Here is a 26,220-nt window from a genome sequence, read left to right on the forward strand (position 1 = left end):
GCGTTTCTGTTACCGCCAACATGGGGCTTGCTGCACCGCAGCACAATTGCCGTGATTTTCTACGCGCCATGCGTTTTGCGCATGGCTTTATTGAGCATTTCTTAAGGTTTCAGCAATGCTGCCATGCAGCAATCGCATGACAGCATCGCTTTACTCCCCGCGTCAGCCGAACTTCAGGAACAGGATCGAATAGGGCTTCTTCAGCCCGGCGATCGCGGTCTTCACCGCCTCGGCATCGCCGCTGTCCACCGCCGCGCGGAAGGCCGCGACCGAGCCCATGAAGTCCGTCATCAGCTTGGTGTATTCGGGGTTTTCGGTGTCCTGCACCTCGACCGGCGGCAACAACGCGACCTGCGCGGCGAGGTACTCCAGCACCGCCGCCTTGCCCGCCAGATCGGCGGCGCTGGCGGTGGCCGGGTCCATGTCCAGCACGTGCTCCATCTCGGCATGGTAGGCGTTCATCCGGTCGGAATACAGCTGCACGCCGTTGCGCAGGTGCAGCGCGCCAAAGACCTCGCGCACGCCCTCCAGCGTCTCATGCGCCTCACCCAGCGCGCCCGAGGCCACCTCGCCCTGCGCCTTCGCCAGCATCTCGTCCACCAGCTCCATCTGCACGGCCCAGTCCGGGTCGTCCATGTACTGCGGCGGCGGGGCCGCGCGGTAGGTGGCCATCAGGGCCTCCCACTTGTCCGAGAAGGCCTTCATGCTGCCCGCCGACTTCTCGGCGCTGCCCGAGTTCGTCATGAACAGCGCGGCGCGGTAGCTGCCGTACATGCCGCGATAGGCCTCTTCGAAATCGCGCACAGGCCCGGCCATGGCGGCACCGGCCAACAGGGCAACCCCCAGCGTCGTGCCCAAAAGGATGCGTTTCATGCGCGGAACTCCTTATTCCTGTACCATGGACGCACCTTAGACGGCGCAGACCACGCCTCACATGACACACATCAAATTTCGAATGTGACTAACGTCCCAGACCGTCGATGAACCGGTCGATGCTGTCGAGATACGGTGCCTTGCCCATCAGGTCGTCATGCCCGCCCGCCGGGATCGGCACCAGTTCCGCCCGCAGCGCCTCGGCCATGCGCTGCCCGTGTCCGAAGGGGATCAGGTCGTCCTCCACCCCATGCAGCACCATCGCGGGCTCCGTCACCCGCCCTGCGTCACGCAGGCTCTGCCACTTCTGCACCCCCGGCATCTGGCAGGCGGGCAACCAGGAGCGCGGCACCATCAGCTCGCACATCCGCGCATAAGGGGCCGACAGCACCAGCCCGTCCAGCCCCCGCTCCGCCGCCACATATGTCGCGATCCCGGTGCCCAGCGAATAGCCATGCGCCACCACCGGCCCGTGCCCCGGCACCAGCCGGTCCACCGCGTCATACAGCACCAGGGCATCCGCCTTCAGCCGCGCCTCCGACGGCTCTCCCGGCAGGCCACCGCCGCCGCGATAGCCCATCGCCAGCACGCTGCGCCCGGCCTCCGCGTGATGCTCCAGCATCGGCGCAAAGGCGGTCAGCGCGCCCACATTGCCCATGAAATACAGCACCACCGGCGCGCCCTCGGCGCCGCGATGCACATAGGCCGTCATCGGCCCCTCGTCCGTGTCCAGCACTTCGGGCACGAAATCGGGCAGATCCAGCACGCTTTGATCGTAGAACGGATAGACCAGCGCCCAATGCGCCTGCACCATCAGCATGCCGTACGCGACATACAGCAGCGCCGCGCCACCCAGCACAAAGCCAAGCACGCGGCCCATCCTCAGCGCAGCCGCTCGTCGAGGGCGGCCTTCACCGCCGGGGTCACGAACTTCGACACGTCGCCATCCAGCCGCGCGATCTCCTTTACCAGCTTCGAGGCAATCGCCTGATGCTGCGCCTCCGCCATCAGGAACACCGTCTCCACCGACTTATCGAGCGCGCGGTTCATGCCAACCATTTGGTATTCATACTCGAAATCCGCGACAGCCCGCAGCCCGCGCACGATTACCGACGCGCCCACATCGCGGGCGCAGTTGATCAGCAGGTTCTCGAAGGGATGCGCCACGATCTCTGTCCCGGTCTGCTCCGCAATGACGGCGCATTCCGCCTCCACCATGGCCACGCGCTCTTCGAGCGTGAACAGCGGCCCCTTGTCGCGGTTGATCGCCACGCCAATCACGAGCCGGTCGACCAGCGTCGCCCCCCGCCGGATGATGTCGAGATGCCCCAGCGTGATGGGATCGAAGGTGCCGGGGTAGAGGCCGATGCGCATGGAAGGCTCCCTTGCCTTTCAGAATGTTGCGCAACCACGCAACAATATTGCGCCCGGGAATGCAAGGCGAGAATCCATTTCCCGAAAGTCAGCCCAAGATGCGCGCGACGCGGCAGGGTGGCCCACCCACCCAAGGCCCCGCCGCGCGCGACCATGGGCCGCTCAGTGACCCATGATCATTCCTTCGAGGGCGTCACGCTCCATGGCCAGTTCCGACAGCCGCGCCTTCACCGCGTCACCGATCGTGATGAGCCCGACCATCATGCCGTCCTCGACCACCGGCATGTGGCGGAACCGGCCTTCGGTCATCTTGGACAGCACATCGTCGGCGCGATCCGCCAGCTGGCAGGTGACCAGCTTCACGGTCATATGCTCCTCCACCGCGTCGTCCAGCCCGGCCCCGCCCTTGCGCGCCAGCACCCGGACGATGTCGCGCTCCGACAGGATGCCGTCAGCGGTGCTGCCGTCCTTGGACACGACCACCGTACCGATCCGTTTCTCCGCCAGCATCTTTGCCGCCTCGGACACCTTGGTCCCCGGCGTCACGGTGTAAACCTCGTCGATGCCCTTGCTCTTCAGGATGTGCTGGACCTGCATGGCGCTCCTCCTCCTATACAGTTGTATAAGCTAGCCTTGTTCAGGTGCGACATTCTGTCAAGTAAACCCTAAGGAGGGGTTACCGGTTCTGGTCAGCCAGGCTTTCCAGCCGTTGCAATTCCTCGCGCATCCCCGCGACCAGCGCCTCGGCAAAGCGGTTCTGCCGTTCCAGCCGCCGGTCGTCCTCGTGCCGGACAAGGTGGAACGTCCGCGTCAGCGACACCTCCTCCACCAGCACCCGCCGCAGTCCGGGGGCCAGAGGCAGGCTGAAATCATGCACGATTCCCAGGCCCGCGCCCTGCCGCAGCCACTGGAACTGCACCGCGACGGAATTGGATGCGAGCGGCACCTGCGTCAGCCCGAGATCGCTGAGGTAATCCAGTTCCTTGTCGAAAATCATGTCCTGGATATAGCCCACCACCCGGTGCCCGCGCAGGTTCTCGCGCCGCGTGATCGGGGCATTTTGTGCAAGGTATTCGTCACTCGCCGCCAGATGCAGCCGATAATCGGTCACCTTCTGCACGACGAACCGCCCCGCCGTGGGCCGCGACACGGTGACCGCCATATCCGCCTCGCGGCGGCTTAGGTTCACCAGACGCGGCAGCGCGACGATCTGCACCTCCAGATCGGGGTTTTCTGCGGCGATCCTCGCGCAGACCTGCGGCAGCAGGAAGTTCGCGCAGCCATCGGGCGCGCCGATCCTGATCTGCCCCGACAGCCCCTCGGACCGCCCCTGCACCGCCTCGGCGGCCATCAGCGCCGCCTGTTCCGCCCGCTCCGCATGATCCACCAGCCGCGCGCCCGCTTCGGTCAGCGCGTAGCCTTGCGGCGATTTCACGAACAGCGGCGTCCCCAGCCCCTGCTCCAGCCGCGCGATCCTCCGCCCCACCGTCGCCGGGTCCATCTTCAGCACCTTGCCCGCCGCCGACAGGCTCTCGCCCCGCGCCACCCCAAGAAACACCCGCAGATCGTCCCAGTCCATCGCCGCCACCCTTTGCAAAAACGCAAAACCTCTTTGCCGGATTTTGCCTGTGCGGCGCAAATTTGCAAGGATACAGTCCGCGCAAACATCCCATGAAACCGGAGGAGTCCCCATGACCACCCTGACCAACTGGATCAACGGCGCGCATGTCGCATCGGCCAGCGCCCGCACCACCGACGTCTTCAACCCCGCCACCGGCGAAGTGCAGTCCAAGACGCCGCTCTCGACCGTCGAGGAACTCAACGACGCCGTGGCCAAGGCCAAAGAAGCGCAGGTCAAGTGGGGCGCCACCAACCCGCAGCGCCGCGCCCGCGTCATGATGAAGTTCGGCCAGCTCATCAACGAGCACATGGACGAACTGGCAGAGCTGGTCTCCCGCGAGCACGGCAAGACCCTCCCCGACGCGCGCGGCGACGTGCAGCGCGGCCTTGAGGTCGTCGAGGTCTGCATGGGCGCGCCGAACATGCTGAAGGGTGAGTTCACCGACGACGGCGGCCCGGGCATCGACCTCTACTCCATGCGTCAGCCGCTGGGTGTCGTGGCAGGCATCACGCCCTTCAACTTCCCCGCCATGATCCCGCTGTGGAAGATGGCCCCGGCACTGGCCTGCGGCAACGCCATGATCCTCAAGCCGTCCGAGCGCGTGCCCTCCACCGCCCTGCGCCTGGCCGAACTCATCAAGGAAGCAGGGCTTCCCGATGGCGTCCTGCAAGTCGTCAACGGTGACAAGGAAGTCGTCGACGCGATCCTCGACAACGAGGACATCGCCGCCGTGGGCTTCGTCGGCTCCACCCCCATCGCGCAGTACATCTATGGCCGCGCCGCCGCGAGCGGCAAGCGCGCCCAGTGCTTTGGCGGTGCCAAGAACCACATGATCATCATGCCCGACGCCGACATCGACAAGGCCGCCGACGCGCTGGTCGGTGCCGGTTACGGTGCCGCCGGTGAACGCTGCATGGCGATCTCCGTCGCCGTCCCCGTGGGCAAGGAGACCGCCGACAAGCTGATCGACGCCCTGATCCCCCGCGTCGAAAAGCTGAAGGTCGGCCCCTACACCTCCGAGGAAGACGTGGACTTCGGCCCCGTCATCACCGCCGCCTCGCAGGCGCGCATCAACTCGCTCATCACCTCCGGCGTGGACCAGGGCGCGAAACTGCTGATCGATGGCCGCAACTTCAAACTGCAGGGCTACGAGAACGGCTTCTTCTGCGGCCCGTCGCTGTTCGATGACGTGACCCCGGAGATGGACATCTACAAGGAAGAAATCTTCGGCCCGGTGCTGTCCACCGTCCGCGCCGACACCTACGAGGACGCGCTGAACCTCGTGATCGACAACCCCTACGGCAACGGCACCGCGATCTACACCGCCGACGGCGACACCGCGCGTGACTTCGCCCACCGGGTGAACGTCGGCATGGTCGGGATCAACTTCCCGATCCCGGTGCCGCTGTCCTACCACACCTTCGGCGGCTGGAAGAAATCTGCCTTCGGTGACCTCAACCAGTACGGCCCCGACGCCTTCCGCTTCTACACGAAGACAAAGACCGTCACCGCCCGCTGGTTCTCCGGCATCAAGGATGGCGCGGCGCTGAACTTCAAGCCGATGGACTGACCCACCGGCCCGACACATCAGGGGGAGCGTCCAAAAGGCCGCTCCCTTTTTTCATGGCCGCCGCCGAATCGTTGCATTCGTCTTAAATATTTATTTTGCCTACATAATATACACCGGCACACGCTCAAAGGCGGCAAACGGAAAACCACACACGCAATGGCGGAAAAACATCGAATCTGACGCTGGTTAGCACTATCATTTCCGCCAGTTGGCGTCAGCTTTGGCTTTTCAGAAATCTTCCCATGCGCAACACTGATAACCAGAGCAATCAAAGGACAGGGGGCGGGTCACACGCCCCGGGACGGGACTGACAATGCCCATAACCCTTGCAGTGCATAACGATCACGCCCTTGCCTACTTCCGAATGACCGGCATCACCACGGTGACAGAGGCCGCCAACAGCCTCCGGGCCTGGGTCTCGCACCCCTCCTTCAACCCGGACTTCACCATGCTGGTGAACATGGGCTCCGCCGAAAAGGTCGAGGCGACATTCCTCGGCACCGTCTTTGCCGCCGAACGGCTTACCACGGCCTTGCGTGCCTTTCGGCCACGCGGCCACTGCATCCTCTACGCGCCGGACGACATTGCCTTTGGCACCGCCCGCATGGTCCAGCAAATCGTCGAACCGATGTCCTCCATCTGCTTCGACCTCCACCGCACCGAACGCAAAAGCCTCGCGGTGGCGGGCCTCTCCTTCACCAGCTTCTCGCAACTCGACAGCGCGCTCGGCGTCCTCGCGCCCGCGGCATAACCGGGACTTGTCCCACAGGCCCCGACCTGCTTTCCTGCCCTGAAAACGGGGGGAAAGATGGACACACCGGACTTCACCATCGGCATCGAGGAGGAATACCTCCTCGTGGACCGCGACAGCTGCGCCCTTGTCGAGGCCCCCGAAGGCCTGCTTTCGGCCCTGACCGACGAGCTTGGCAGCCAAGTCAGCCCCGAGTTCCTGCAATGTCAGGTCGAGATCGGCACAAAACCCTGCCGCACCGTGGCCGAGGCCCGCGACGACCTCAAACGCCTGCGCGCCGCCGTGTCAAAGCAGGCCGCCAAACACAACCTCTCGCCCATCGCCGCCTCCTGCCATCCGCTCGCGGACTGGAAGGCACAGCACCACACCGACAAGGACCGCTACAACCAGCTGGACCGCGACTTGGGGTCGGTGGTGCGGCGGATGCTGATCTGCGGCATGCACGTGCATGTCGGCCTGCCCGACGATGCGACCCGCGCCGACCTCATGCGGCAGGCCTCCTACTTCCTGCCGCACCTGCTGGCGCTCTCCACCTCCTCGCCTTTCTGGCAGGGCGAGGACACCGGCCTCGCCTCCTACCGCATCTCGATCTTCGACAACCTGCCGCGCACCGGCCTGCCGCCGCAATTCGCCTCGTGGCAGGATTACGAACGCTCCGTCGCGCTGCTCTGCGACCTCGGCGTGATCGAGGATTCGTCCAAGATCTGGTGGGATCTGCGGCCCTCCGCGCGCTTTCCGACGCTGGAAACCCGCATCATGGACGTGCAGCCCCGGCTGGAACACGCCCTGACGCTGGCGGCGCTGAACCAATGCCTCATGCGGATGCTCTGGCGGCTGCGGGTGAAAAACCAGCGCTGGCGGCTCTATGACGCCTTCCTCATCGGCGAAAACCGCTGGCGCGCGCAGCGCTACGGCACCACCGAAGGCCTGATCGACTTTGGCCGCGCCGAAATCGTCCCCTTCGCCGAACTGGTCGAGGAACTGATCGACCTGCTGGAGGAAGACGCAGGCATCCTGCAAGCGACCGAGGCCCTTCACACCGCGCGCGACATGGCGAAGGCGACCTCCGCCACCCGCCAGCGCGCCGCTTTTGCCGCCGCCGCCGACGCTGGGGCCGATCACGACGGCCAGATGCGCGCCGTGGTGACCCATCTGATCGAAGAATATCACGCCGATCTCTGAAATTACGCCGGATTTCGCCCACCCGATTCTGTATACAAGAGCGGGTTAACAACCGGCCGGAAAACACCGGAAAAACGGCCGGTTCTGCCCTTAACGCTGGTGTTCCGGCGTTCACCTCCCGTTAAATCGCGGTGGTTTTGCGCCCATCCGCACCCATATCTTGCGCCCGCCCCGGCCCGCACGGCCCGCGCGGACGCTCTCCGTGCGACATTCCCACAGCCTGCGGTTGACCGTTCGACCAGCGTACGCCGCGCAACACCGTCCCGGCCTTGTTTCACACGGCCCAAGCCGCTATCCGGGCGGCACCATCGAAGGGAAACACCATGAAAGTCGCCATCGCCACCTCCGACTATTTCGTGCAGGGCGAGACCTTCATCAACCGCCATATCGAACACATGTTCGGCGGCCAGACCTGCGTCGTCTGCGGACGGCATAACGGTTTGAATCCCTACGACAAACCGCTGTTCGAGCGGCGCGCGAAACTCTCCGTCCCGGACCTGATCCGCACCCCCTTCGCCATGGGTCTCGGCGCGGCTCGACACGGCACCTCCCGCGTGCCCTACGGCGACAACGCCCGCGCCCTGACCGCCTTCCTGCGCGACCAGCAAGCAGATGTTATCCTTTCTGAATTCGGCACGCAGGCCATCGTTCTGGCCCCCCTCGCCAACGCTTTGGGAATCCCGATCTTCACCTATTGGCGCGGCACCGACGCGTCCAAGATGTTGCGGGTAAAACAACGGGTTAGGTCGTACCGCCTGATGATGCCGCGCCTCGCGGGCATGTTCTCCGTCAGCCAGTTCCTGCTCGACAACCTGGCCGCGCATGGCATTTCACACCCCAACGCCCATGTCGTCCCCTCCGGTGTCGACATCCGCCGCTTCACGCCGGGCGAAAAGACCCCCGGCAGCTTCCTTGCGGTGGGCCGCATGGTCGAGAAAAAAGCCCCCGAGATCACCCTGCGCGCCTTCGCCGAAGCCGCCCGTGGCCGCGACGCCCACCTGACCTTCATCGGTGACGGCCCGCTGCTGGACCCCTGCAAGACCCTCGCGCAAACCCTTGGCGTCGCTGAACAAATCACCTTCACTGGCGCGCAGCCGCATGACATCGTGCGCCAACACTTGCACCGCACCGAGGTCTTCCTCCAGCACTCCATCACCGCCAAGGACGGCAACACCGAAGGCCTGCCCACCGCCATCCAGGAGGCCCTCGCCTCCGGCTGCATCACCCTCTCGACCCGCCACGCAGGCATCCCCGAAGCGGTCGAGGACGGCGTCAACGGCCTCTTGGTGGACGAATGGGACGAATCCGGTTTTTCTCGCAAGATCAGTGACATACTGGACATGCCTGACCGTTCCGCCATGGCAACGGCCGCCCGCGCCACCGCCGAAGCCAAGTTCGACAACGCCAAGGGCCTCGCCCGCGTCGAACAGGTCATTTCCCGCACGATCCAACCCGCCTGACCTCGACGCCTGATCCGGGCAATCGGTAAAAATCTGCACGAAACCGGGAACATCCCGTCAGTTTCCTCGTTGTACAGCCAGAAGCCGGCTCTCTCCGGCACAACGCTCACAACGCTCCCGAAGGAGACACACAATGACCGGACTCGGTTGGCTCGCAGCTATCATCGTCGGCGGTATCGCTGGCTGGTTGGCAGAACATTTCATGCGCTCGAACATGGGCATCATCATGAACATCATCCTCGGCATCGTCGGCGCGATCATCCTGAACGCCGTGCTGGTCGCCGTGGTCGGTGGCACCCTTGGCGGCTGGATCGGCCAGCTCATCATCGGCTTCATCGGCGCCTCGCTGCTGATCTGGATCGCCCGAGCCGTTCGCGGCCACGCCTGATACATACCCGATTTCAAACACTTGCGCGCCGATCCTCCGGGTCGGCGCGCATTGCTTTTCAGCCTCACCTTAGGCATCGCGCAAACGCTCAATCCGCTTGCATTCCCCCGCCCCGCGCCTAAACTGAACAAGCGTTCATTTAGACCGTTCCGCGATACGGTCAGGCAAGGAGGAGGCCACAAATGGATTTCGCGCTGACCGAGGAACAGACAGCAATCTTCGACATGGCCCATGCCTTCGGGCAGGAACATATTGCCCCCCACGCCCGCCAGTGGGAGGCCGACGGCACCATCCCGAAAACCCTCTGGCCACAACTGGCCGACCTCGGGTTCGGCGGCCTCTACGTCTCCGAGGACAGCGGCGGCTCCGGCCTCTCCCGCCTCGACGCGACACTGGTTTTCGAAGCGCTTTCAATGGCCTGCCCCTCGGTGGCGGCCTTCCTGTCGATCCACAACATGTGCGCGAAGATGATCGACACCTTCGCCTCCGACGACTTCAAGGCCCGCGTCCTGCCCAAGGCGCTGACCATGGAAACCGTCCTCTCCTACTGCCTGACCGAACCCGGCTCCGGCTCCGACGCCGCCGCCCTCAAAACCCGCGCCGAGAAGACCAACACCGACTACCGCCTGACGGGGACCAAGGCCTTCATCTCCGGCGGCGGCTACTCCGACGCCTATGTCGTCATGGTCCGCACCGGCGATGACACGGCCCGAGGGATTTCAACGGTTTACGTCGAGGACGGCACGCCCGGCCTCTCCTTCGGCGGGCTCGAAGACAAGATGGGCTGGAAAAGCCAGCCCACCCGCCAGGTGCAATTTGACGACTGCGCCGTCCCCCACGCCAACCTCATCGGCGAAGAAGGCAAAGGCTTCAAATACGCCATGGCGGGCCTCGACGGCGGTCGCCTCAACATCGCCGCCTGCTCGCTGGGCGCCGCCCAGACCGCCCTCACGAACACCCTGCAATACATGTCCGAACGCCGCGCCTTCGGCCAGTCCATCGACCAGTTCCAGGCGCTGCAATTCCGCCTCGCCGACATGGAGATCGAACTCCAGGCCGCCCGCACCTTCCTGCGCCAGGCCGCCTGGAAACTCGACCAGGGCGCGCCCGATGCCACGAAATTCTGCGCCATGGCCAAGAAGTTCGTGACCGAGGCAGGCTCGAAGACCGTCGACCAGTGTCTGCAACTGCACGGCGGCTACGGCTACCTCGCCGACTACGGGATCGAGAAACTCGTCCGCGACCTCCGCGTCCACCAGATCCTCGAAGGCACCAATGAAATCATGCGCATGATCGTCGCGCGCCAGATGCTCGCCAACTGATCGACCGCCTGTTTCTTCTTGGGTCAAATACTCCGGGGTCCGGGGCAGCGCCCCGGTCCGCCCTCCCCGAAAGGACCGCCATGACCGACCTGCATATCCGCACCACCGGCCACGCCGGCCATATCACCCTCACCCGCCCGCAGGCGCTGAACGCGCTGACCTACCAGATGTGCCTCGACATCGAGGCCGCGCTGGACAACTGGCGCCATGACGAGACCATCGCGCTGGTCATCCTCGACGCCGAGGGTGAAAAGGCCTTCTGCGCCGGCGGCGACATCGCCGAGATGTACCGCACCGGCACCTCCGGCGACTACGCCTATGGCCGCCAGTTCTGGCGCGACGAATACCGCCTGAACGCGAAACTCGCGGAATATCCCAAACCCATCGTCTCCTTCCTCAACGGCTTCACCATGGGCGGCGGCGTGGGTCTTGGCGGCCACGTCAGCCACCGGATCGTCAGCGAAACCTCGAAAATCTCCATGCCGGAATGCGCCATCGGCTTTGTCCCCGACGTGGGGGGCACGCACCTGCTGTCACAGGCGCCGGGTCGGCTGGGCGAATACCTCGGCCTCACCGCCTACCGCATGAACGCCGCCGACGCGATCCACGCAGGCTTTGCCGACCTCTACATCCCCGAGGAAGAATGGCCCGCCCTCAAACGCAGCCTGAGCGATTCCGGCACCACCGAAGCCCTGGTCGGCACAGATCCCGGCCCCAGCATGCTCAGCGCCCTGCACCCGCAGATCGACGCGGTCTTTGCCGGGGAGCGCCTTCAGGACATCGTCAACGCCCTGCGCGCCGTCGGCTCGGAATTCGCCGACAAGACGCTGAAAACGCTCGAACGCAATTCGCCGCTCGCCATGGCCGCCACGGTCGAGATGCTGCACCGCCTGCGCGCCATGCAGGCCCCCGACATCCGCCGCGCGCTGGAACTGGAATACCGCGTCAGCCATCGCATCATGGAACACGGAGACTTCCTCGAAGGCATCCGCGCGGCCATCATCGACAAGGACAAGTCCCCCCACTGGCGCCACGCGCTGGACCGCGTGCCACAGGTGGACGTGTCGAAACTGCTCCGGCCACTGGGGCCGGACGCGCTGGATTTCAGGGAGAGAGCCATGCAGATCGCCTTCATCGGACTTGGCAACATGGGCGCGCCCATGGCCGCCAACCTCGCCGCCGCCGGGCACAGCGTCACGGGTTTTGACGTGGCAGGCACCACCGCCACCGGCGTCACCAACGCCGCCACCGCGGTCGAGGCCGTCACCGGCGCGGACGTGGTCATCACCATGCTCCCCAACGGCGACATCCTGCGCGCCGTGGCCGCCGACATCGTCCCCCATATGAAGCCCGGCGCCGTGCTGCTGGATTGCTCCACCGTAGACGTGTCCTCGGCCCGCGCCGTGGCAGAACTCTGCGCGGCAGCGGGCCTCGGCGCGCTGGATGCCCCGGTTTCTGGCGGCATCGGCGGGGCCTCGGCGGGCACCCTGACCTTCATGGTGGGGGGATCGGACGATGCCTTCACCATTGCGCAACCCCTGTTCGACATCATGGGTCAGAAGGCGGTGCATTGCGGTGCCTCCGGCAACGGACAGGCCGCCAAGATCTGCAACAACATGATCCTCGGCGTCACCATGATCGCCACATGCGAGGCCTTCGCCCTTGCCGACAAACTCGGCCTCGCGCGGGACAAGATGTTCGACGTGGTCTCCACCTCCTCGGGCTACTCGTGGTCGATGAACGCCTATTGCCCCGCGCCGGGTGTCGGACCGACCTCTCCCGCCGACAACGACTACAAACCGGGCTTCGCCGCCGAGCTGATGCTGAAGGACCTGCGCCTGTCGCAACAGGCCGCCGAAGCCGCCCATGCCGACACCCCCATGGGTCAGGCCGCGACGGAACTCTACCGCAGCTTCGTCGAGGACGAGGACGGGCGCGGGCGCGACTTCTCGGCCATGCTGCCCCGGTTCGAGGCCCGCACGCGCGGCGACTGACCGCCGATCACATCCGCCGCTCGGCGCCGACCCGCCGAGCGGCAAAGCACTTATGGAAGAGCCCCACGGTGCGGATCATCTAAGACCCAGACCGCAAAGGAAAGGGACTCACATGATCCGCCTCCTCACCGCAGCCGCCGTTGCTGCGGCCCTGACCAGCCCGATGATGGCAACCGCCGCAGGCAACGGCCACGGCCCCGCCGCGCACCAGCCCAACGGCTGCCCGCCGGGTCTTGCAAAGAAAAGCCCGGCCTGCGTGCCGCCCGGCCAAACCAACTCCGGACGGGCCAACAAAACCGCGCCCCAGGACACGACCTTCATCTACGCTCCCGGCGACCGCATCACCCGGAACTACATCGTGCTGGACAACCCCGCGCACTACGGCCTGAACCCCGACGGCGCGTACTACCGGGTCGGCGATCAGGTCTACCAGATCGACCGCCACACAAAGGAAGTGCTGGACGTCATCGGCGCCATCGCCGCCCTTGCCAACTGATCGGGCCAACAGATCGGGCCAACTGACCCCAAAGGGCGCCCACTTCGGGCGCCCTTTCCGCACCATCACTGTGCAGGACCTTTAAATACAGATTTGATCCAAATCATATTCCAATTACTGTACCTGAGAGTAAGGTTTCTCCAATGACACCTTACATTCGGGGAAATGACATGACCAAGAACATGGGCCAAGCCGACCGCATCATCCGCGCCATCCTGGGCGTTGTCCTGCTGATCGTCGCCTTCACCGCCGTCACCGGCACACTAGCATGGATCGCCGGGATCATCGGCGTGGTGATGCTGGGCACCGCCGCCATGGGCTTTTGCCCGCCCTATGCCCTCCTCGGCATCAAGACCTGCAAGATGAAATAAGCTGACCCGAGCGGCGGCGCTCTGCCGCCGCTTTCCCGGCGACCGGGCACCCTAACGGAACGCAACCGTCCAGCCGGACGTTGTTTTTCCAAAGAAAGGTGTCTGACATGAACAAGCTTATTATCGGTGGCGCCGTGGCGATGGCCATGAGCACCACCTCCCTCTCTGCATCCCCCCTGCTGAACCCGTTCGCGGATCACGCAGCGCAACCGGCCCAGGTCTGGCTCGCGAAAAGCGACAAGGCGAATGGCAACGGGAACGGGAACGGGAACGGGAACGGCGGCCAGAAGATCCTGAAACGCGGCAACGGCAATGCCGGAAACGCCCATGCGGCAAAGGACAACCGTGGCAACGGCAACGCTGACAAAGGCAACTCTGGCAAAGGTAATTCTGGCAAGGGCAAACCCGACCACGCCGGCGGTGCGCAGAACGGCAACGCCAGCAAGGCGAACGCTCAGGCCGCCAACGAAAAACCGGGCAAGGGCAATGCCGCCACCCCGCCCGGACAGGCTCGCAAGACCTATACCGAGGCCGAACGCACCGAGACCGTGACCCGCCTGATGTCCACGCCCGCCCCGGACGGGCGCAACATGGTGGCCATCATCGGTGCCACGGCGCTGGCTCTGGCGGCTCCTGACCTCGTGGTCTCCGACGTCCCGACCGAAGAGCTGATTACGTACCGCAACTGCCCGCCGGGCCTTGCCAAGAAGGACCCGCCCTGCGTGCCGCCCGGTCTGGCGAAACAGGGTGTCACCTTCGACGAATGGGCCGCCTACGACGCCGACCGCTACGAAACCATCTGGCTGGATCGCCGCGCCGACTTCCTGCAGTCCGAGGTCGAGATCACCCCGAATCCCGACCTGCTGCTGCTCCGGTCAGACCAGATCCAGACGCTCTTCGACCTCGCCCCGCCTGCCGAAGGCTACCGCTACGGGCTGATCGACGGACTCCCGGTCCTGCTGGACGAAGAGGACTACGCCTCCCTGCAACTGGTGAACCAGCTGGCGCAGGTCGCTGATCTTGCAGGCATTCCCATTGCGCCCACCGCAGCCCTGACGCAGCCGGAACTGGTGCAACTGTACCGCCTTCCGACGCTTGAGGACGGTCAGAACTACGCGGTCGTGAACGGCCAGATCGTGCAGATGGACGACTCGAACTACGAGCTTCTGCAGATGATCCGCGTCGCCCGCGCGATCCTGTAAGCACATCCGCAAAACGCCAAAGGGACGCCAACCGGCGTCCCTTTCTCATTTTCTGACACGGGTCGCGGAAAGTTATTCCGCCGCCACCCGCTTTGCCTCCAGCATGGGTTTCAGGTAGCGCCCGGTGTGACTGCGCTCGACCTCCGCCACATGCTCCGGCGTGCCTTCCGCGACGATCTCGCCGCCGCCGTCGCCGCCCTCCGGGCCAATGTCAATCAGCCAGTCGGCGGTCTTGATGACGTCGAGGTTGTGCTCGATCACCACGACCGAGTTCCCCTGATCCACCAATTCGTGCAGCACCTCCAGCAGCTTGCGCACGTCCTCGAAATGCAGACCCGTGGTCGGTTCGTCGAGGATGTACAGCGTCCGCCCCGTGGACCGTTTCGCCAGTTCCTTCGACAGCTTCACCCGCTGCGCCTCGCCACCCGAAAGCGTCGTCGCCTGCTGGCCCACCTTGATGTAGCCCAGCCCCACGCGCATCAGGGCATCCATCTTGTCGCGGATGCTCGGCACCGCCTGAAAGAACCCCTGCGCGTCTTCGACCGTCATATCAAGAACGTCAGCGATGCTCTTGCCTTTGAACAGAATTTCCAGGGTCTCGCGGTTGTAGCGCTTGCCCTTGCAGGTCTCGCATGTGACGTAAACGTCGGGCAGAAAGTGCATCTCGATCTTGATAACACCATCGCCCTGACAGGCCTCACAGCGCCCGCCCTTGACGTTGAACGAGAACCGACCGGGCTTGTACCCGCGCGCCTTCGCCTCGGGCAGCCCGGCGAACCAGTCGCGGATCGGCGTGAACGCCCCGGTGTAGGTCGCCGGGTTCGAGCGCGGCGTGCGCCCGATGGGCCGCTGGTCGATGTCGATCACCTTGTCGAGATGCTCCAGCCCCTTGATCGTCTCGCAGGGCGCGGGCGTCTGGCGGGCACCGTTCAGCGCCATGGACGCGGTCTTGAACAGCGTCTCGATGGTCAGGGTCGATTTCCCGCCACCAGACACCCCCGTCACGCAGACGAACTTGCCCAGCGGAAACTCGGCCGTCACCTCCTTGAGGTTGTTGCCCGTGGCCTTCACCACCTTGATCTTCTTCTTGTTGCCCTTGCGGCGCTCCTGCGGCACCGCGATCTCGCGCGTGCCCGACAGGTATTGCCCGGTGATGCTGGCGGGGTCCGCCTGCACCTCGGCGGGCGTGCCATGGGCCACCACCTGCCCGCCATGCACACCGGCACCGGGGCCGATGTCGAACAGGTAATCCGCCTCACGGATCGCCTCTTCGTCGTGTTCGACGACCAGCACCGTGTTGCCCTGATCGCGCAGGTTCTTCAGCGTGTCCAGCAGGCGCGTGTTGTCCCGCTGGTGCAAACCGATGGACGGCTCGTCCAGCACGTACAGCACGCCCGTCAGCCCCGACCCGATCTGCGAGGCCAGCCTGATCCGCTGGCTCTCGCCACCCGACAGCGTCCCGGCATTGCGCGACAGCGTCAGGTACTCCAACCCCACGTTGTTCAGGAACCCGAGCCGTTCGCGGATTTCCTTCAGGATGGCCCGCGCGATCTCGTTCTTCTGCTTGGTCAGGTTGCCCGGCACCGTCTCGCACCAGTCAAAGGCCTGACGGATCGACATCTGCACCACCTGCCCCACGTGCAGCAGGTGCGCCTTGTCGGCGGAAGGCCCGATCTTCACCGCAAGCGCCTCTTCGCGCAGACGATAGCCGCCACAGGCCGCACAGGCGCGGTTGTTCTGGTAGCGCTCGAATTCCTCGCGGATCCAGCTGGAATCCGTCTCGCGGTAGCGGCGCTCCATGTTGGGGATCACCCCCTCGAACACCCGCTCCACCTGGTAGATGCGTCCGCCCTCGTCGTAGCGGAACTGGATCTCGTCCTCGCCCGAGCCATACAGGAACACCTGCTGCACATGCGCCGGAAGGTCCTTCCAGCGGGCGTTCTTGTCGAACTCGTAATGCTTGGCGAGCGATTCAATCGTTTGCAGAAAATACGGCGACTTCCCCTTGCGCCAGGGTGCCAGTGCACCGTCCTTGATCTTCAACGTCTGGTCCGGCACCACCAGCCGCTCGTCAAAGAACAGCTCGACGCCCAGACCGTCGCACTCCGGACAGGCCCCGAAAGGCGCGTTGAACGAGAACAGGCGCGGCTCGATCTCGGGGATGGTAAACCCGCTCACCGGGCAGGCGAAATTCTCGCTGAACGTGATGCGTTCGGGATCGCCCTCCTTCGGCGCGGTCTCGAGGATCGCAATCCCCTGCGCAAGGTCCAGCGCCGTGCGGAAGGAATCCGCCAGCCGCGTCTGCAAGCCGTCCTTCACCACCAGCCGGTCGACCACCACGTCGATGTCGTGGCGGAACTTCTTGTCCAGCGTCGGCGGCTCGTCCAGCTCGTAGAAGGTGCCGTCCACCTTCACCCGTTGAAAGCCCTGCTTGCGCAGCTCCAGCATTTCCTTGCGATACTCGCCCTTGCGGTCGCGCACGATTGGCGCGAGCAGGTAAGCGCGCGTGCCCTCCTCCATCGCCATGACACGGTCGACCATGTCCTGCACCTGCTGCGCCTCGATGGGCTGGCCGGTGGCGGGGCTGTACGGCGTCCCCACCCGCGCGAACAACAGGCGCAGGTAGTCGTAGATCTCGGTCACCGTGCCAACGGTAGAGCGCGGATTCTTCGACGTGGTCTTTTGCTCGATGGAAATCGCCGGGGACAGGCCACTGATATGGTCCACGTCCGGCTTTTCCATCATGTCGAGGAACTGCCGCGCATAGGCGCTCAGCGACTCGACATAGCGGCGCTGCCCCTCGGCATAGATCGTGTCGAACGCCAGCGAGGATTTGCCCGACCCCGACAGGCCGGTGATGACAACCAGTTGATCGCGCGGTATATCCACGTCGATGTTCTTCAGGTTGTGCTCGCGCGCGCCGCGCACTTCGATCATCTTCTGCTCAGGCATACTTATCCCCGGAAATCATGGCCCTATCGACCCGTCGCCACCGCAACAGCGCAAACATAGGTCAATTGCTGCGCTGCGCCAATGGCAAAACAGGAACGTTAAGCGAACATTCACCAATCTCCGTGCTGCGCCCCTTTACATTCCATTCACAGAATGTATATATGCTGCAAGCGCAAAAGGAGACGCGTACAATGTTCGCATTCATGCAAAAAGCCATGTCCACCGGCGGTATGTCTGCCGAAGAAGCCATCCAGAAACACACCGCCGGAGAGATCGTCGTCATCGACGTCCGCGATCCGTCGGAACTGGCATGGGGGTCCGCCAAGGGCGCCCTCAACATCCCCACCGCCGCGCTGATGATGCGGGCCGATCCCCGGTCGCCGGAATGCCTCGCCGAGCTGAAGGACGGCAAACCCATCGCGGTCTTCTGTGCCTCCGGCGCGCGCTCCTCCATGGCCAAGCAGATGCTGGAACGCATGGGCCATGCCGAGGTGCACAACATCGGCGGCTTTGCCCACTGGCAGCGCGCGGGCGGTGCCTGCAATTAAGGCGCCCGGCGTCACCACCTGCGGGAACGGATTTCCCCACGTGACACGTTAACCAATCCGTGGAACATCTGTCGGGATAGATTTTCTGATGGAGTGATTGCATGGACTTCCGGGTATTCCTCGGCGCGGCGGCCCTCGCCGCGTCTTCTACCGTGGCGCTGGCACAGGAGCGTCCCGATACTGTCATCGTGCTGGATGCCTCCGGTTCGATGTGGGGCCAGATCGACGGGGTGAACAAGATCACCATTGCCCGCGACGTGCTGGGCGACCTGCTGGCCGACATGCCCGACGACATGACCCTTGGCCTCACCACCTACGGCCACCGCCGCAAGGGCGACTGCGCCGACATCGAAACCCTCATCGCCCCGACCCCCGGCAGCCGCGACGCCATCCGTCAGGCCGTGGCCGGGCTGAACCCCAAGGGCAAGACCCCGCTGTCAAACGCCGTGATCGAGGCCGCCCGCGCCCTGCGCTCCTCGGAACAGGCAGCGACCGTGATCCTGATCTCCGACGGCCTGGAAACCTGCGACGCCGACCCCTGCGCCGTGGGCCGCGAACTCGAAGCCTCGGGCGTGAACTTCACCGCGCATGTGGTGGGATTCGACGTGGACAACGACGCCGTGGCCAAGGCGCAGCTTCAGTGCCTCGCCGATGCGACGGGCGGCAAGTACCTCGGCGCCAATGACGCGGGCCAGCTGAAGGACGCCCTGCAACAGGTCGCCACCGCCGCCCCCGCGCCCGCCGAGCCGCAACCGACCCCCGACCCCGCCGCGCCCCTGCGGCTGAGCTTCGCCGCCACCGAGCTGTTCGGCGAGGTCGCCCGCCCGGTGATGGTCCGCTGGACCGTGACCGATGCGGGCGGCGAGACCCTGCTGTCACAGGAAACCGACGGCGGCGAAGGCACCGACCTGCCCCCCGGCACGTATACCGTCACCGCCGAACGCCTCAGCGACGGCGCGCAGGAAACGCGTGAAATCACCCTCACCGATGCCGCCCAGACCGTCACCGTGACTTTTGCCGCGCCCCTGCCCCCCGCCACGCTGGAGGCCCCGACCACAGGCGCCGCCGGTGCTCCGGTCAACGTCACTTGGACCGGCCCGAACGGCGAAGGCGACTACCTCGACACCGCGACGCCCGACGCGCCCGGCCAGAAATACGAAACCTACGCCTACACCATGGACGGCAACCCCCTGGTCCTGCGCCTGCCCGCCCAGCCCGGCGACTACGTGATCCGCTACATCGAGGCCGGAACCTTCCAGGTCCTCGCCACGCAGGCGGTCACCGTTACCGCACAGGCCGAAGGGCTGACCGCGCCCGACACCGCCCCCATCGGCTCGACCATTCCGGTCGGCTGGCAAGGTGCGGGCTTTGCCGAAGACTACATCGACGTCTCCCGCCCCGGCTCGGAACCGCTGGACTACATCGGCTATTCCTACGTCAGCGACGGCAACCCGGTGAACCTGCGCCTGCCCACGACCCCCGGCACCTATGACATCCGCTACATCACCGGACAGGACAGCTCGGTCGCCTCGACCCGCACCATCACCGTGACAGATGTCCCGACGACCCTCTCCGCCACCGCGACCGTCAGCACCGGCGGCACTGTCGAGGTCACATGGACAGGTCCCAATAACCCCGGCGACTACCTGACCATCGCCACACCGGACGACGGTCCGCTCGGCTACACCACCTACGCCTACACCGAAGGTGGAAGCGTGCTGACCATGACCGCACCGGACACCCCCGGCAGCTACGAGATCCGCTACATCGGCGAAGGCCCCGACGCCCGGGTCCTGACCAGCGTGCCCCTGACGGTCAACTGACCACGATCGGCCCGGGGCGCGCAGCTTCCGGGCCGATCTCCTTTCTGTGCCGCGACGTCGGACATCCCGGCAACGCACGGTCCCACCGGCTTCCCCGGCGCAGGGCGACTCGGCCCGCCTTCACGGCGCGGGGCGCCTCGGTCCGCCTCTCCGGCGCGGGGCGCCCCGCGCGGCCGGACAGTCGCTCGACGCGCGTGCCATTACCGTTCCAGCGACCCGGCCCGCGCACCTTGCGCCGGATGCGCGACGACGACGGGATTGCTGTCCCGGTCGCGAAACACCTCGCAGCGGATCGCATAGACCGGATCGAGCGTCCCGCCCGTCAGGATCCTCTCGGGACTGTCCGTGGCATGAACCCTGCCGCCCTCGATCAGAACCAGCTGTTCGGCGAAGCGGCCCGCAAGGGTCAGGTCGTGCAGGGCGGCGATGACCAGCATCCCGCCCGAGAGGGTTTTCAGCAGCGACAGGACCTCAAGCTGATGATGCAGGTCCAGCGCGCTGGTGGGCTCATCGAGGATCAGCAGGCGCGGGTCGCGCAACAGGCGTTGGGCCAGCAGGACGCGCTGCTGCTGCCCGCCCGAAAGCCGGTCCATGCGTGCGTCCGAAAGCGGCGTCAGGTCCAGCATGGACAGCACCCGGCGCACCTCGGCGCGGTCGTGACCGGTGACGCGCCACCCCAGATGTTCACGCCGCCCCAAAAGGACACAGTCCGCCACGGACATGGCGGCGGAGACGGTGAAATCCTGCGGCAGAAAGGCGATCCGGCCCGCGTCCGGCCACGCGCCATCCAGCGTCTTTGTGCCGCCGTGCGAAACGACGCCCGCCAGCGCCTTGAGCAGCGTCGACTTCCCCGCGCCATTCGGCCCGATGATCCCGACGAAACCGGCGGCGGGCAGCACCAGCTCCGGGATCTCCAGCAGGGGACGCTTTCCGGCGCTCACGGTGAGGTCTTTCAGGATCAGGCTCATGTCCGCCCTTTCATCACGATGACCCCCAGCAACATCGGGATCCCCGCGAGCGCGGTGATGATGCCGACGGGGATGACCGCGCCCGGCGAGATCAGCTTGCCCGTGACAGAGGCCGCGACCAGCACCACCGCCCCCATGATCCCCGCCATCGGCAGGCCGAAACGGTGGTCCTCGCCCACCAGCGCACGCGCCACATGCGGCGCGATCAGCCCGACGAAACCGATCGTCCCGGTAAAGCTGACGGCCCCGGCGGTCAGCAGCGCCACCAGCAACAGCACGCGCCGACGCAGCGCCTCGACGTTCAGACCGAGGCTGACGGCGTTGCCGTCTCCCAGACGCAGGGCGGTCAGGTTCCAGACCTCGCGCAGGATCAGCGGAAGCGTCAGCACCAGCAGCGCCGACAGGACCTGCACGCTGGTCCATGTCGCCTTCAGCAGACTGCCGAAAAGCCAGAAAACGATCTGCTGCAGCACCTCCGGCGCCGCCATGAACTGCAGGGCCGATTGCAGCGACTGGAACAGGAACAGCACGGCGATCCCCGCCAGCACCAGCATCTCCGGCGACGCGCCGCGGTAGCGCGCCACGAGGTAAACCAGCCCCGCCGCGGTCAGGGTCGACGCGAACGCCGCCAGCGGAACGCCGATCCACATCGCCACCGGAAGGGCCGTCCCGAACAGGATCACAAGCGCCGCACCAAACCCGGCGGCGGCGGAAAACCCCAGCGTGAAGGGGCTGGCCAGCGGGTTGTTCAGGATCGTCTGCATCATCAGCCCGCAGATCCCCAGCGCAAAGCCCACCAGCCCCGCCATCATCGTCTGCGGCATCCTCAGGTGCCACAGGATCGTGGCAAGGCGGCGATCCGCGCCGCCCGGCCCCTCGCGCAACCCGTGCAGCACCTCCGACAGCGGCAGCCCGGCGGGGCCGGTCACGAGGTCCGCCACCATCAGCGCGCCCAGCAGGACGAGGGCGGCGCAAACCGCCGCCACCCGCGTCAGGTCGGCCCGGCCAGAGCCGGGTGCCTGGTCCAGGACAAGGCTCATTCGACCTGCATCACAAAGGTGCCCTCGGGCGTGATCGGCAGCCAGTCGGCGTAGAACTGCGCCAACTCGGCCTGCGGATCCACATCGGCAAAGGCCGCCGGGTGCAGCGCCTTTCCGAGGAAGCGGAAGTAGGCGAAATCCGACAGCGTGCGCGACCCGCCGTGATAGATGCCAAAGACCTTGCCCTGCGCCACGGTAGGCAGATCAGCCCATCCGGCGCGGCCCATGTAGGCGTGCATCCGTTCGTTGGCCAGCTTCGGATCCGCGCCGAACCCCAGCGGCACCGAGGCCGGTCGGTTCAGCCATTCCGATCCCGCCAGCAGGATCACGTCGGGCGCTTCCGCCAGCACGTATTCCGGCGACAGCGGTCCCCAGTTCTCGATCTGGCCATTGGCGATGTTGCGCCCCTTGAGACGGTCGATCACGCCCCCCCACATGCCGCTCGCGTAGGAATTGCCCACTTCGTCGGGGCCCTTCTGCGCCAGTTCGACGTAGACCTTCGGGTCTTCGGTCGATGCGGCGACACGCGCCGCCGTGTCCTCGGTCATCTCCTGGTACAGGGCCGCCAGCGCCTCGGCCCGCTCGCCCGCCCCCATGGCCTGCCCCAGCACGCGGGTCGAGGCGAGATGCGCCTCCAGCGTCTGCGCGTTGTAATCCAGCACCAGAACCGGCACACCCGCCGTGTCGAACTGCTGCACGCTTTCCCCCAGCGCGTCGTACTGCCAGCCCGCAAGGATCACGAGATCCGGACCCGTGGCCAGCGCCGCCTCGATCGAGAACGTGCTGCTCTCGGTATCGCCGACATCGGGCAGCTCGGCCAGTTGCGGGAAGGTCTGTGTATAGGCCGCCCACTGCCTTGGCCGCCACTCGGCCCAGGGACCGCGCGACAGGCCGACGATCCTGTCAACCGCGCCCTTTCCCGCCACGGCAAGGTAATCCTCGTAGTAAAAGCCGAGCAGCACGCGTTCGGCCGGTGCATCCAGCGTGACGGTGCGGTCGCGCAGATCGGTGATGGTGATCTCGGCGCGGGCCGCAGAGGTCAGGGCGATCACGCTGCAGCTCAGCGCAGCAAGGGTCAGGGTTTTCATGGTCTCTCCTCTGGTCATGAATGAAGCGGACGACGGGCGGATACATCGCCGGTCAGGTCTTGCAGCGCGCCCAGATCCAGCACGCGGACACGGGTCGGCAACGGCAGACGGATCACCCCCTGCCGCTCCAGCGCACGCATCTGCCGCGAAACGGTCTCAAGCGTCAGCCCGGACATCTGCCCCAGTTCGGCACGGCTGACCGGCAGGTGCATCTCGTCGGGGGCGCCTTGCCGACCGTGGAACCACGCCAGCATCGAGGCGATACGCTCGGACGCGGTCTTGCGGCCCAGCAGGATCTGCCAGCGATGCGCCTCTGCCAGTTGATCCTGAAACAGCCCCAGCAGGTTCACCCGCAGGCGCGGCACGGCATCGGCCAACCGGTCAAAGCCGTCCCGGTCGCAGGTCAGCAGCCGGGTCGTGCCGATGGCCGTCAGCCTGCCCCCCCGACAACGCGGCCCCAGCGGCGACAGGGTCTCCCCCGTGAAAGCAAGGGACAGCAGCCGCGTACCCCCCTCGGGGTCGCGCACATCCTCGCGCAGCGTGCCCTCCAGCAGCAGCGCCACGAAGGCCGCGTCATCCGCGTCGCGTGGCACGGGGTCACCGTCGCCGTACAGGTTTTCGCCAAAAGCTGCCTCCACGCGCCGCATATCGGCAGTCGTCAGGCCCCGGAACAGCGCCGGGCGGCTGAAGGGAAATACGGTCTGCAAAGATCGGGAACAGGGAGAGATCCCTGCCCGTTCGGGTGTCATCACGTTCATGGTGAACGGTCCTTGTCATCAAATTGAACAAGGGGCGCAGCGGCCCCGGCCTGTCGGATCAGGCCGGGATCGGAGGCGCGCGGACGCGATGGCGGTTCGGTGTCTGCTGAGCCGCAGCGGGCTGGCCTCCGGCAGAGGGCGGTGCCGTGGGCCAGCGCGGCAGGCGGATCAAGGCACCCGTCAGCGGCGGCAGGTCGGCGCCTGCCACGCTGACCTGCACGCAATGCGTCGGGTCGCGGTCCTCATGGTCGTCGACCGGAACCACGTCGCCCGCCTCGGTCAGCCAGACCTCCCGAGGACCATCCTCCATGCAAAGCACGATGCGCAGACCATCGGGCGCGGCGCTGCGCATGAAGCCATCCGGGACGGTCGCCGTCCCGAACAACGCCAGCAGCAGAAGCGCACGTATGATGAGGCCCGCACGGCTCATGTCAGTGGCCGAAGCGGTCCATGGCCGTCTGGCCCGCGCCTCTGGCCGGGACGATCACCTCCGCCGCCGATCCCGTGCCCGCGTCGAGCCAAATCAGCGGTGCAAGGATCATGTCACCCGGTCCGGCCCTATGCTCCGTTTGTGCAGTCAGCCCCGACAAGGCCGCACAGCCCATCCGCACGCCGCCCTCGGCGACAGTAGTGATTGCCACCGGCGGACAACCACGCACGGCATTCACTGGATGCCGCGCAGCGCCAGCCGCGAAAAGGATGCGTTTCATGGAAAATCTCCGATGTCCGAAGGCCCGACCCAGCGGCCGGGGGGCACGATGAGGGTCGTGTCAGACGGTCGGAGACGCCCTCGCAGCACGCGCGGCCTCGGCGGTCAGGCTGTGACGGACAGGCGGTTGCGGCGTCCAATCGGCGGGATCAAGCGACAGCTCCGCCAGGATCAGCGCGACTGCGGGTTCCGGCAGCACCATGGAGGCATGCAGGCGACACGCCTCGCAGTCCTTTTGCACGGATGTGCCATCCTCGTCGCCACAGATATCCTCTGCGGTCAGCCCAAAGGCCTGCGCGTAGACCTGCGCCGCCTGTTCATCAGGGCTGACGATACGATGCGCGAAACCCGAGGTCGCCAAGGCAACGACCAGAAGCACGACCAGCGCGCGCAGGGGAATGATCCGCATCAGGACTTTCATCGGGACAAAGCGATAACAGGCGACGAGATTTTCGCAAGTGTCCAAGCGCCGCAGGCTGCCCCCATGGCTTGCGCCGCTTCGGTCAACCGTGACCCGCCCCGTGCAAAGACTTGCGCGACCTTCCGGCAACATCCGGATGCGTCTACCTGTGACACGCCGGTCGGAAACAGCCCGCGTTCAGGCCGATCCGGCACCGGCCGACACCTGTCGCCAAAAACCCCTACCGATACAACAACGACTGCCCGTCCGCGAACAGATGCACCTTATCCGGCTCCGCCGTCAGCGACACAGCCTGCCCGCGCATCCCCGTGTGGATGCCCGGCAGCTTGGCAATCACCGGATGCGCACCGCCTTCAGGCTTGAAGTACAGCAGAGTCACCTCTCCCAGCGCCTCGGTGATGTCCACCGTGCCCGTGTAAACCGGAGCGCCGTCCGTCAGCATGAAATCCTCTGGCCGCACGCCCACGTTGACCTTGCGCCCGAGGTCCGCGTCGACGGTCGGGACAGAGGACACCACCTCGCCGCCCGCCAGCCGCACGCGCGTCTGCGCGCCCGTCGCCACCACCTCTCCCGGCAGCAGGTTCATCGACGGCGAGCCGATGAACTGCGCCACGAACTCGTTGCGCGGCCGCTCGTACAACTCCAGCGGCGCGCCCACCTGCGCGATGCCCTTGTTCGCCAGAACCACGATGCGGGTGGCGAGCGTCATCGCCTCCACCTGATCGTGCGTGACATAGATCATCGTCCGGTCGGGCATCGACTCCTTCAGCTGCGCGATCTCGATCCGGGTCGCGACGCGCAGCGCGGCGTCGAGGTTCGAGAGCGGCTCGTCGAACAGGTAGACCTTGGGGTCGCGCACGATGCTGCGCCCGATGGCCACCCGCTGCCGCTGCCCGCCCGACAGCGCCTTTGGCAGGCGATCCAGGTAGGGGTCGAGCTGCAGCATCTTCGCCGCCCGCGTCACCGCCGCGTCGATCTCGTCGGGCGACTTCTTGGCCAGCTTCAGGGCAAAGGCCATGTTCTCGCGCACCGTCATATGCGGATAAAGCGCGTAGGACTGGAACACCATGGCGATGCCGCGCTGCGCCGGGGGCACGTCGTTCACCACCTGCCCGTCGATCTCCAGCGTGCCGCCGGTGATCTTTTCCAGCCCCGCGATCATCCGCAGCAGGGTCGATTTCCCGCACCCCGACGGCCCGACAAAGACGATCAGTTCCCCCGCCTCGATGTCGAGGTTGATGTCCTTGAGGACATTCACCGCCCCCGCGTAGGTCTTTTCGACCCCTGTCAGCTTCAACCCTGCCATGGT

26 protein-coding genes and 1 pseudogene are annotated in these 26,220 nt (G+C 65.7%); 13 read left to right on the forward strand and 14 right to left on the reverse strand.

Annotation, left to right across the window (positions count from 1 at the left end):
• Positions 1–162: 162 nt before the first annotated feature.
• The 5 genes from ACP16H_RS03575 to ACP16H_RS03595 all read right to left on the reverse strand — a co-directional run bounded on the left by ACP16H_RS03575 (position 163) and on the right by ACP16H_RS03595 (position 3,826).
• Positions 163–873 carry a hypothetical protein gene (locus ACP16H_RS03575; RefSeq protein WP_425070880.1) on the reverse strand — a complete coding sequence of 237 codons (711 nt, stop codon included), beginning with the start codon at positions 871–873 and terminating at the stop codon, positions 163–165.
• 88 nt (positions 874–961) lie between these two features.
• Positions 962–1,744, reverse strand: a complete 783-nt coding sequence (locus tag ACP16H_RS03580; RefSeq protein ID WP_425070881.1) for an alpha/beta hydrolase — start codon at positions 1,742–1,744, stop codon at positions 962–964.
• An 11-nt stretch (positions 1,745–1,755) separates the two neighbouring features.
• The gene (coaD, locus tag ACP16H_RS03585) at positions 1,756–2,247 is read right to left on the reverse strand and encodes a pantetheine-phosphate adenylyltransferase (RefSeq protein WP_425070882.1); all 492 of its coding nucleotides are present in this window, start codon (positions 2,245–2,247) and stop codon (positions 1,756–1,758) included.
• 162 nt (positions 2,248–2,409) lie between these two features.
• Positions 2,410–2,844, reverse strand: a complete 435-nt coding sequence (locus ACP16H_RS03590; protein WP_425070883.1) for a CBS domain-containing protein — start codon at positions 2,842–2,844, stop codon at positions 2,410–2,412.
• A 79-nt stretch (positions 2,845–2,923) separates the two neighbouring features.
• A complete protein-coding gene (locus tag ACP16H_RS03595; RefSeq protein ID WP_425070884.1) occupies positions 2,924–3,826 on the reverse strand; it encodes a LysR family transcriptional regulator in 903 nt (300 codons plus the stop codon).
• Between the two features lie 112 nt (positions 3,827–3,938).
• On the opposite strand from ACP16H_RS03595, the gene ACP16H_RS03600 reads away from it, so the two are divergent.
• From ACP16H_RS03600 to ACP16H_RS03650, 11 genes and pseudogenes are all read left to right on the forward strand, one after another.
• Positions 3,939–5,438: a CoA-acylating methylmalonate-semialdehyde dehydrogenase gene (locus tag ACP16H_RS03600; protein ID WP_425070885.1), complete on the forward strand. Its 1,500-nt coding sequence runs from the start codon at positions 3,939–3,941 to the stop codon at positions 5,436–5,438.
• A 313-nt stretch (positions 5,439–5,751) separates the two neighbouring features.
• The gene (locus tag ACP16H_RS03605) at positions 5,752–6,189 is read left to right on the forward strand and encodes a hypothetical protein (protein WP_425070886.1); all 438 of its coding nucleotides are present in this window, start codon (positions 5,752–5,754) and stop codon (positions 6,187–6,189) included.
• 57 nt (positions 6,190–6,246) lie between these two features.
• Positions 6,247–7,371, forward strand: a complete 1,125-nt coding sequence (locus tag ACP16H_RS03610) for a carboxylate-amine ligase (RefSeq protein WP_425070887.1) — start codon at positions 6,247–6,249, stop codon at positions 7,369–7,371.
• A 323-nt stretch (positions 7,372–7,694) separates the two neighbouring features.
• The gene (locus tag ACP16H_RS03615; protein WP_425070888.1) at positions 7,695–8,831 is read left to right on the forward strand and encodes a glycosyltransferase; all 1,137 of its coding nucleotides are present in this window, start codon (positions 7,695–7,697) and stop codon (positions 8,829–8,831) included.
• A 133-nt stretch (positions 8,832–8,964) separates the two neighbouring features.
• Positions 8,965–9,219: a GlsB/YeaQ/YmgE family stress response membrane protein gene (locus ACP16H_RS03620; protein ID WP_425070889.1), complete on the forward strand. Its 255-nt coding sequence runs from the start codon at positions 8,965–8,967 to the stop codon at positions 9,217–9,219.
• Between the two features lie 182 nt (positions 9,220–9,401).
• Entirely contained in the window at positions 9,402–10,541 is a 1,140-nt protein-coding gene (locus ACP16H_RS03625) for an acyl-CoA dehydrogenase family protein (RefSeq protein WP_425070890.1), read from the forward strand.
• 80 nt (positions 10,542–10,621) lie between these two features.
• Positions 10,622–11,626: pseudogene (locus ACP16H_RS03630) on the forward strand (enoyl-CoA hydratase/isomerase family protein); the annotation flags it as partial.
• 33 nt (positions 11,627–11,659) lie between these two features.
• Entirely contained in the window at positions 11,660–12,535 is an 876-nt protein-coding gene (mmsB, locus tag ACP16H_RS03635; protein ID WP_425071126.1) for a 3-hydroxyisobutyrate dehydrogenase, read from the forward strand.
• 112 nt (positions 12,536–12,647) lie between these two features.
• Positions 12,648–13,031 (forward strand): excinuclease ABC subunit A, encoded by a 384-nt coding sequence (locus ACP16H_RS03640; RefSeq protein WP_425070891.1) that lies wholly within the window; start codon positions 12,648–12,650, stop codon positions 13,029–13,031.
• 170 nt (positions 13,032–13,201) lie between these two features.
• Positions 13,202–13,402 carry a YgaP family membrane protein gene (locus ACP16H_RS03645; protein ID WP_425070892.1) on the forward strand — a complete coding sequence of 67 codons (201 nt, stop codon included), beginning with the start codon at positions 13,202–13,204 and terminating at the stop codon, positions 13,400–13,402.
• 107 nt (positions 13,403–13,509) lie between these two features.
• Positions 13,510–14,604: a pentapeptide repeat-containing protein gene (locus ACP16H_RS03650; protein WP_425070893.1), complete on the forward strand. Its 1,095-nt coding sequence runs from the start codon at positions 13,510–13,512 to the stop codon at positions 14,602–14,604.
• Between the two features lie 72 nt (positions 14,605–14,676).
• Here the strand turns inward: ACP16H_RS03650 and uvrA are convergent, their stop codons facing one another.
• Complete coding sequence (gene uvrA, locus ACP16H_RS03655; protein WP_425070894.1) at positions 14,677–17,556, reverse strand: excinuclease ABC subunit UvrA; 2,880 nt, start codon at positions 17,554–17,556, stop codon at positions 14,677–14,679.
• A 191-nt stretch (positions 17,557–17,747) separates the two neighbouring features.
• Between uvrA and ACP16H_RS03660 the strand changes: the two genes are divergently transcribed.
• Both ACP16H_RS03660 and ACP16H_RS03665 read left to right on the forward strand, forming a co-directional pair.
• Positions 17,748–18,104: a rhodanese-like domain-containing protein gene (locus tag ACP16H_RS03660; RefSeq protein ID WP_425070895.1), complete on the forward strand. Its 357-nt coding sequence runs from the start codon at positions 17,748–17,750 to the stop codon at positions 18,102–18,104.
• A gap of 101 nt (positions 18,105–18,205) precedes the next feature.
• Entirely contained in the window at positions 18,206–19,927 is a 1,722-nt protein-coding gene (locus ACP16H_RS03665) for a VWA domain-containing protein (RefSeq protein WP_425070896.1), read from the forward strand.
• A 200-nt stretch (positions 19,928–20,127) separates the two neighbouring features.
• On the opposite strand, the gene ACP16H_RS03670 is transcribed toward ACP16H_RS03665, so the two are convergent.
• From ACP16H_RS03670 to ACP16H_RS03705, 8 genes are all read right to left on the reverse strand, one after another.
• Positions 20,128–20,895 carry an ABC transporter ATP-binding protein gene (locus ACP16H_RS03670; protein ID WP_425070897.1) on the reverse strand — a complete coding sequence of 256 codons (768 nt, stop codon included), beginning with the start codon at positions 20,893–20,895 and terminating at the stop codon, positions 20,128–20,130.
• Complete coding sequence (locus ACP16H_RS03675; RefSeq protein ID WP_425070898.1) at positions 20,892–21,935, reverse strand: FecCD family ABC transporter permease; 1,044 nt, start codon at positions 21,933–21,935, stop codon at positions 20,892–20,894. Before ACP16H_RS03675 ends, ACP16H_RS03670 begins: the two co-directional genes overlap by 4 nt.
• Complete coding sequence (locus tag ACP16H_RS03680; RefSeq protein WP_425070899.1) at positions 21,932–23,023, reverse strand: ABC transporter substrate-binding protein; 1,092 nt, start codon at positions 23,021–23,023, stop codon at positions 21,932–21,934. The genes ACP16H_RS03675 and ACP16H_RS03680 overlap by 4 nt, the downstream gene beginning before the upstream one ends.
• A 14-nt stretch (positions 23,024–23,037) precedes the next feature.
• On the reverse strand, positions 23,038–23,781 hold the full coding sequence (locus tag ACP16H_RS03685; RefSeq protein ID WP_425070900.1) for a Crp/Fnr family transcriptional regulator: 744 nt from the start codon (positions 23,779–23,781) through the stop codon (positions 23,038–23,040).
• A gap of 58 nt (positions 23,782–23,839) precedes the next feature.
• On the reverse strand, positions 23,840–24,211 hold the full coding sequence (locus ACP16H_RS03690; protein ID WP_425070901.1) for a hypothetical protein: 372 nt from the start codon (positions 24,209–24,211) through the stop codon (positions 23,840–23,842).
• A gap of 1 nt (position 24,212) precedes the next feature.
• On the reverse strand, positions 24,213–24,491 hold the full coding sequence (locus tag ACP16H_RS03695; RefSeq protein WP_425070902.1) for a hypothetical protein: 279 nt from the start codon (positions 24,489–24,491) through the stop codon (positions 24,213–24,215).
• Positions 24,492–24,551: 60 nt separating this feature from the next.
• On the reverse strand, positions 24,552–24,899 hold the full coding sequence (locus ACP16H_RS03700) for a polyketide synthase (protein WP_425070903.1): 348 nt from the start codon (positions 24,897–24,899) through the stop codon (positions 24,552–24,554).
• Between the two features lie 232 nt (positions 24,900–25,131).
• Positions 25,132–26,217 (reverse strand): ABC transporter ATP-binding protein, encoded by a 1,086-nt coding sequence (locus ACP16H_RS03705; protein WP_425070904.1) that lies wholly within the window; start codon positions 26,215–26,217, stop codon positions 25,132–25,134.
• Positions 26,218–26,220: the final 3 nt, after the last annotated feature.

The sequence above is a fragment of the Sagittula sp. S175 genome, from assembly GCF_049800975.1.
In the GTDB taxonomy this organism is placed as follows: domain Bacteria; phylum Pseudomonadota; class Alphaproteobacteria; order Rhodobacterales; family Rhodobacteraceae; genus Sagittula.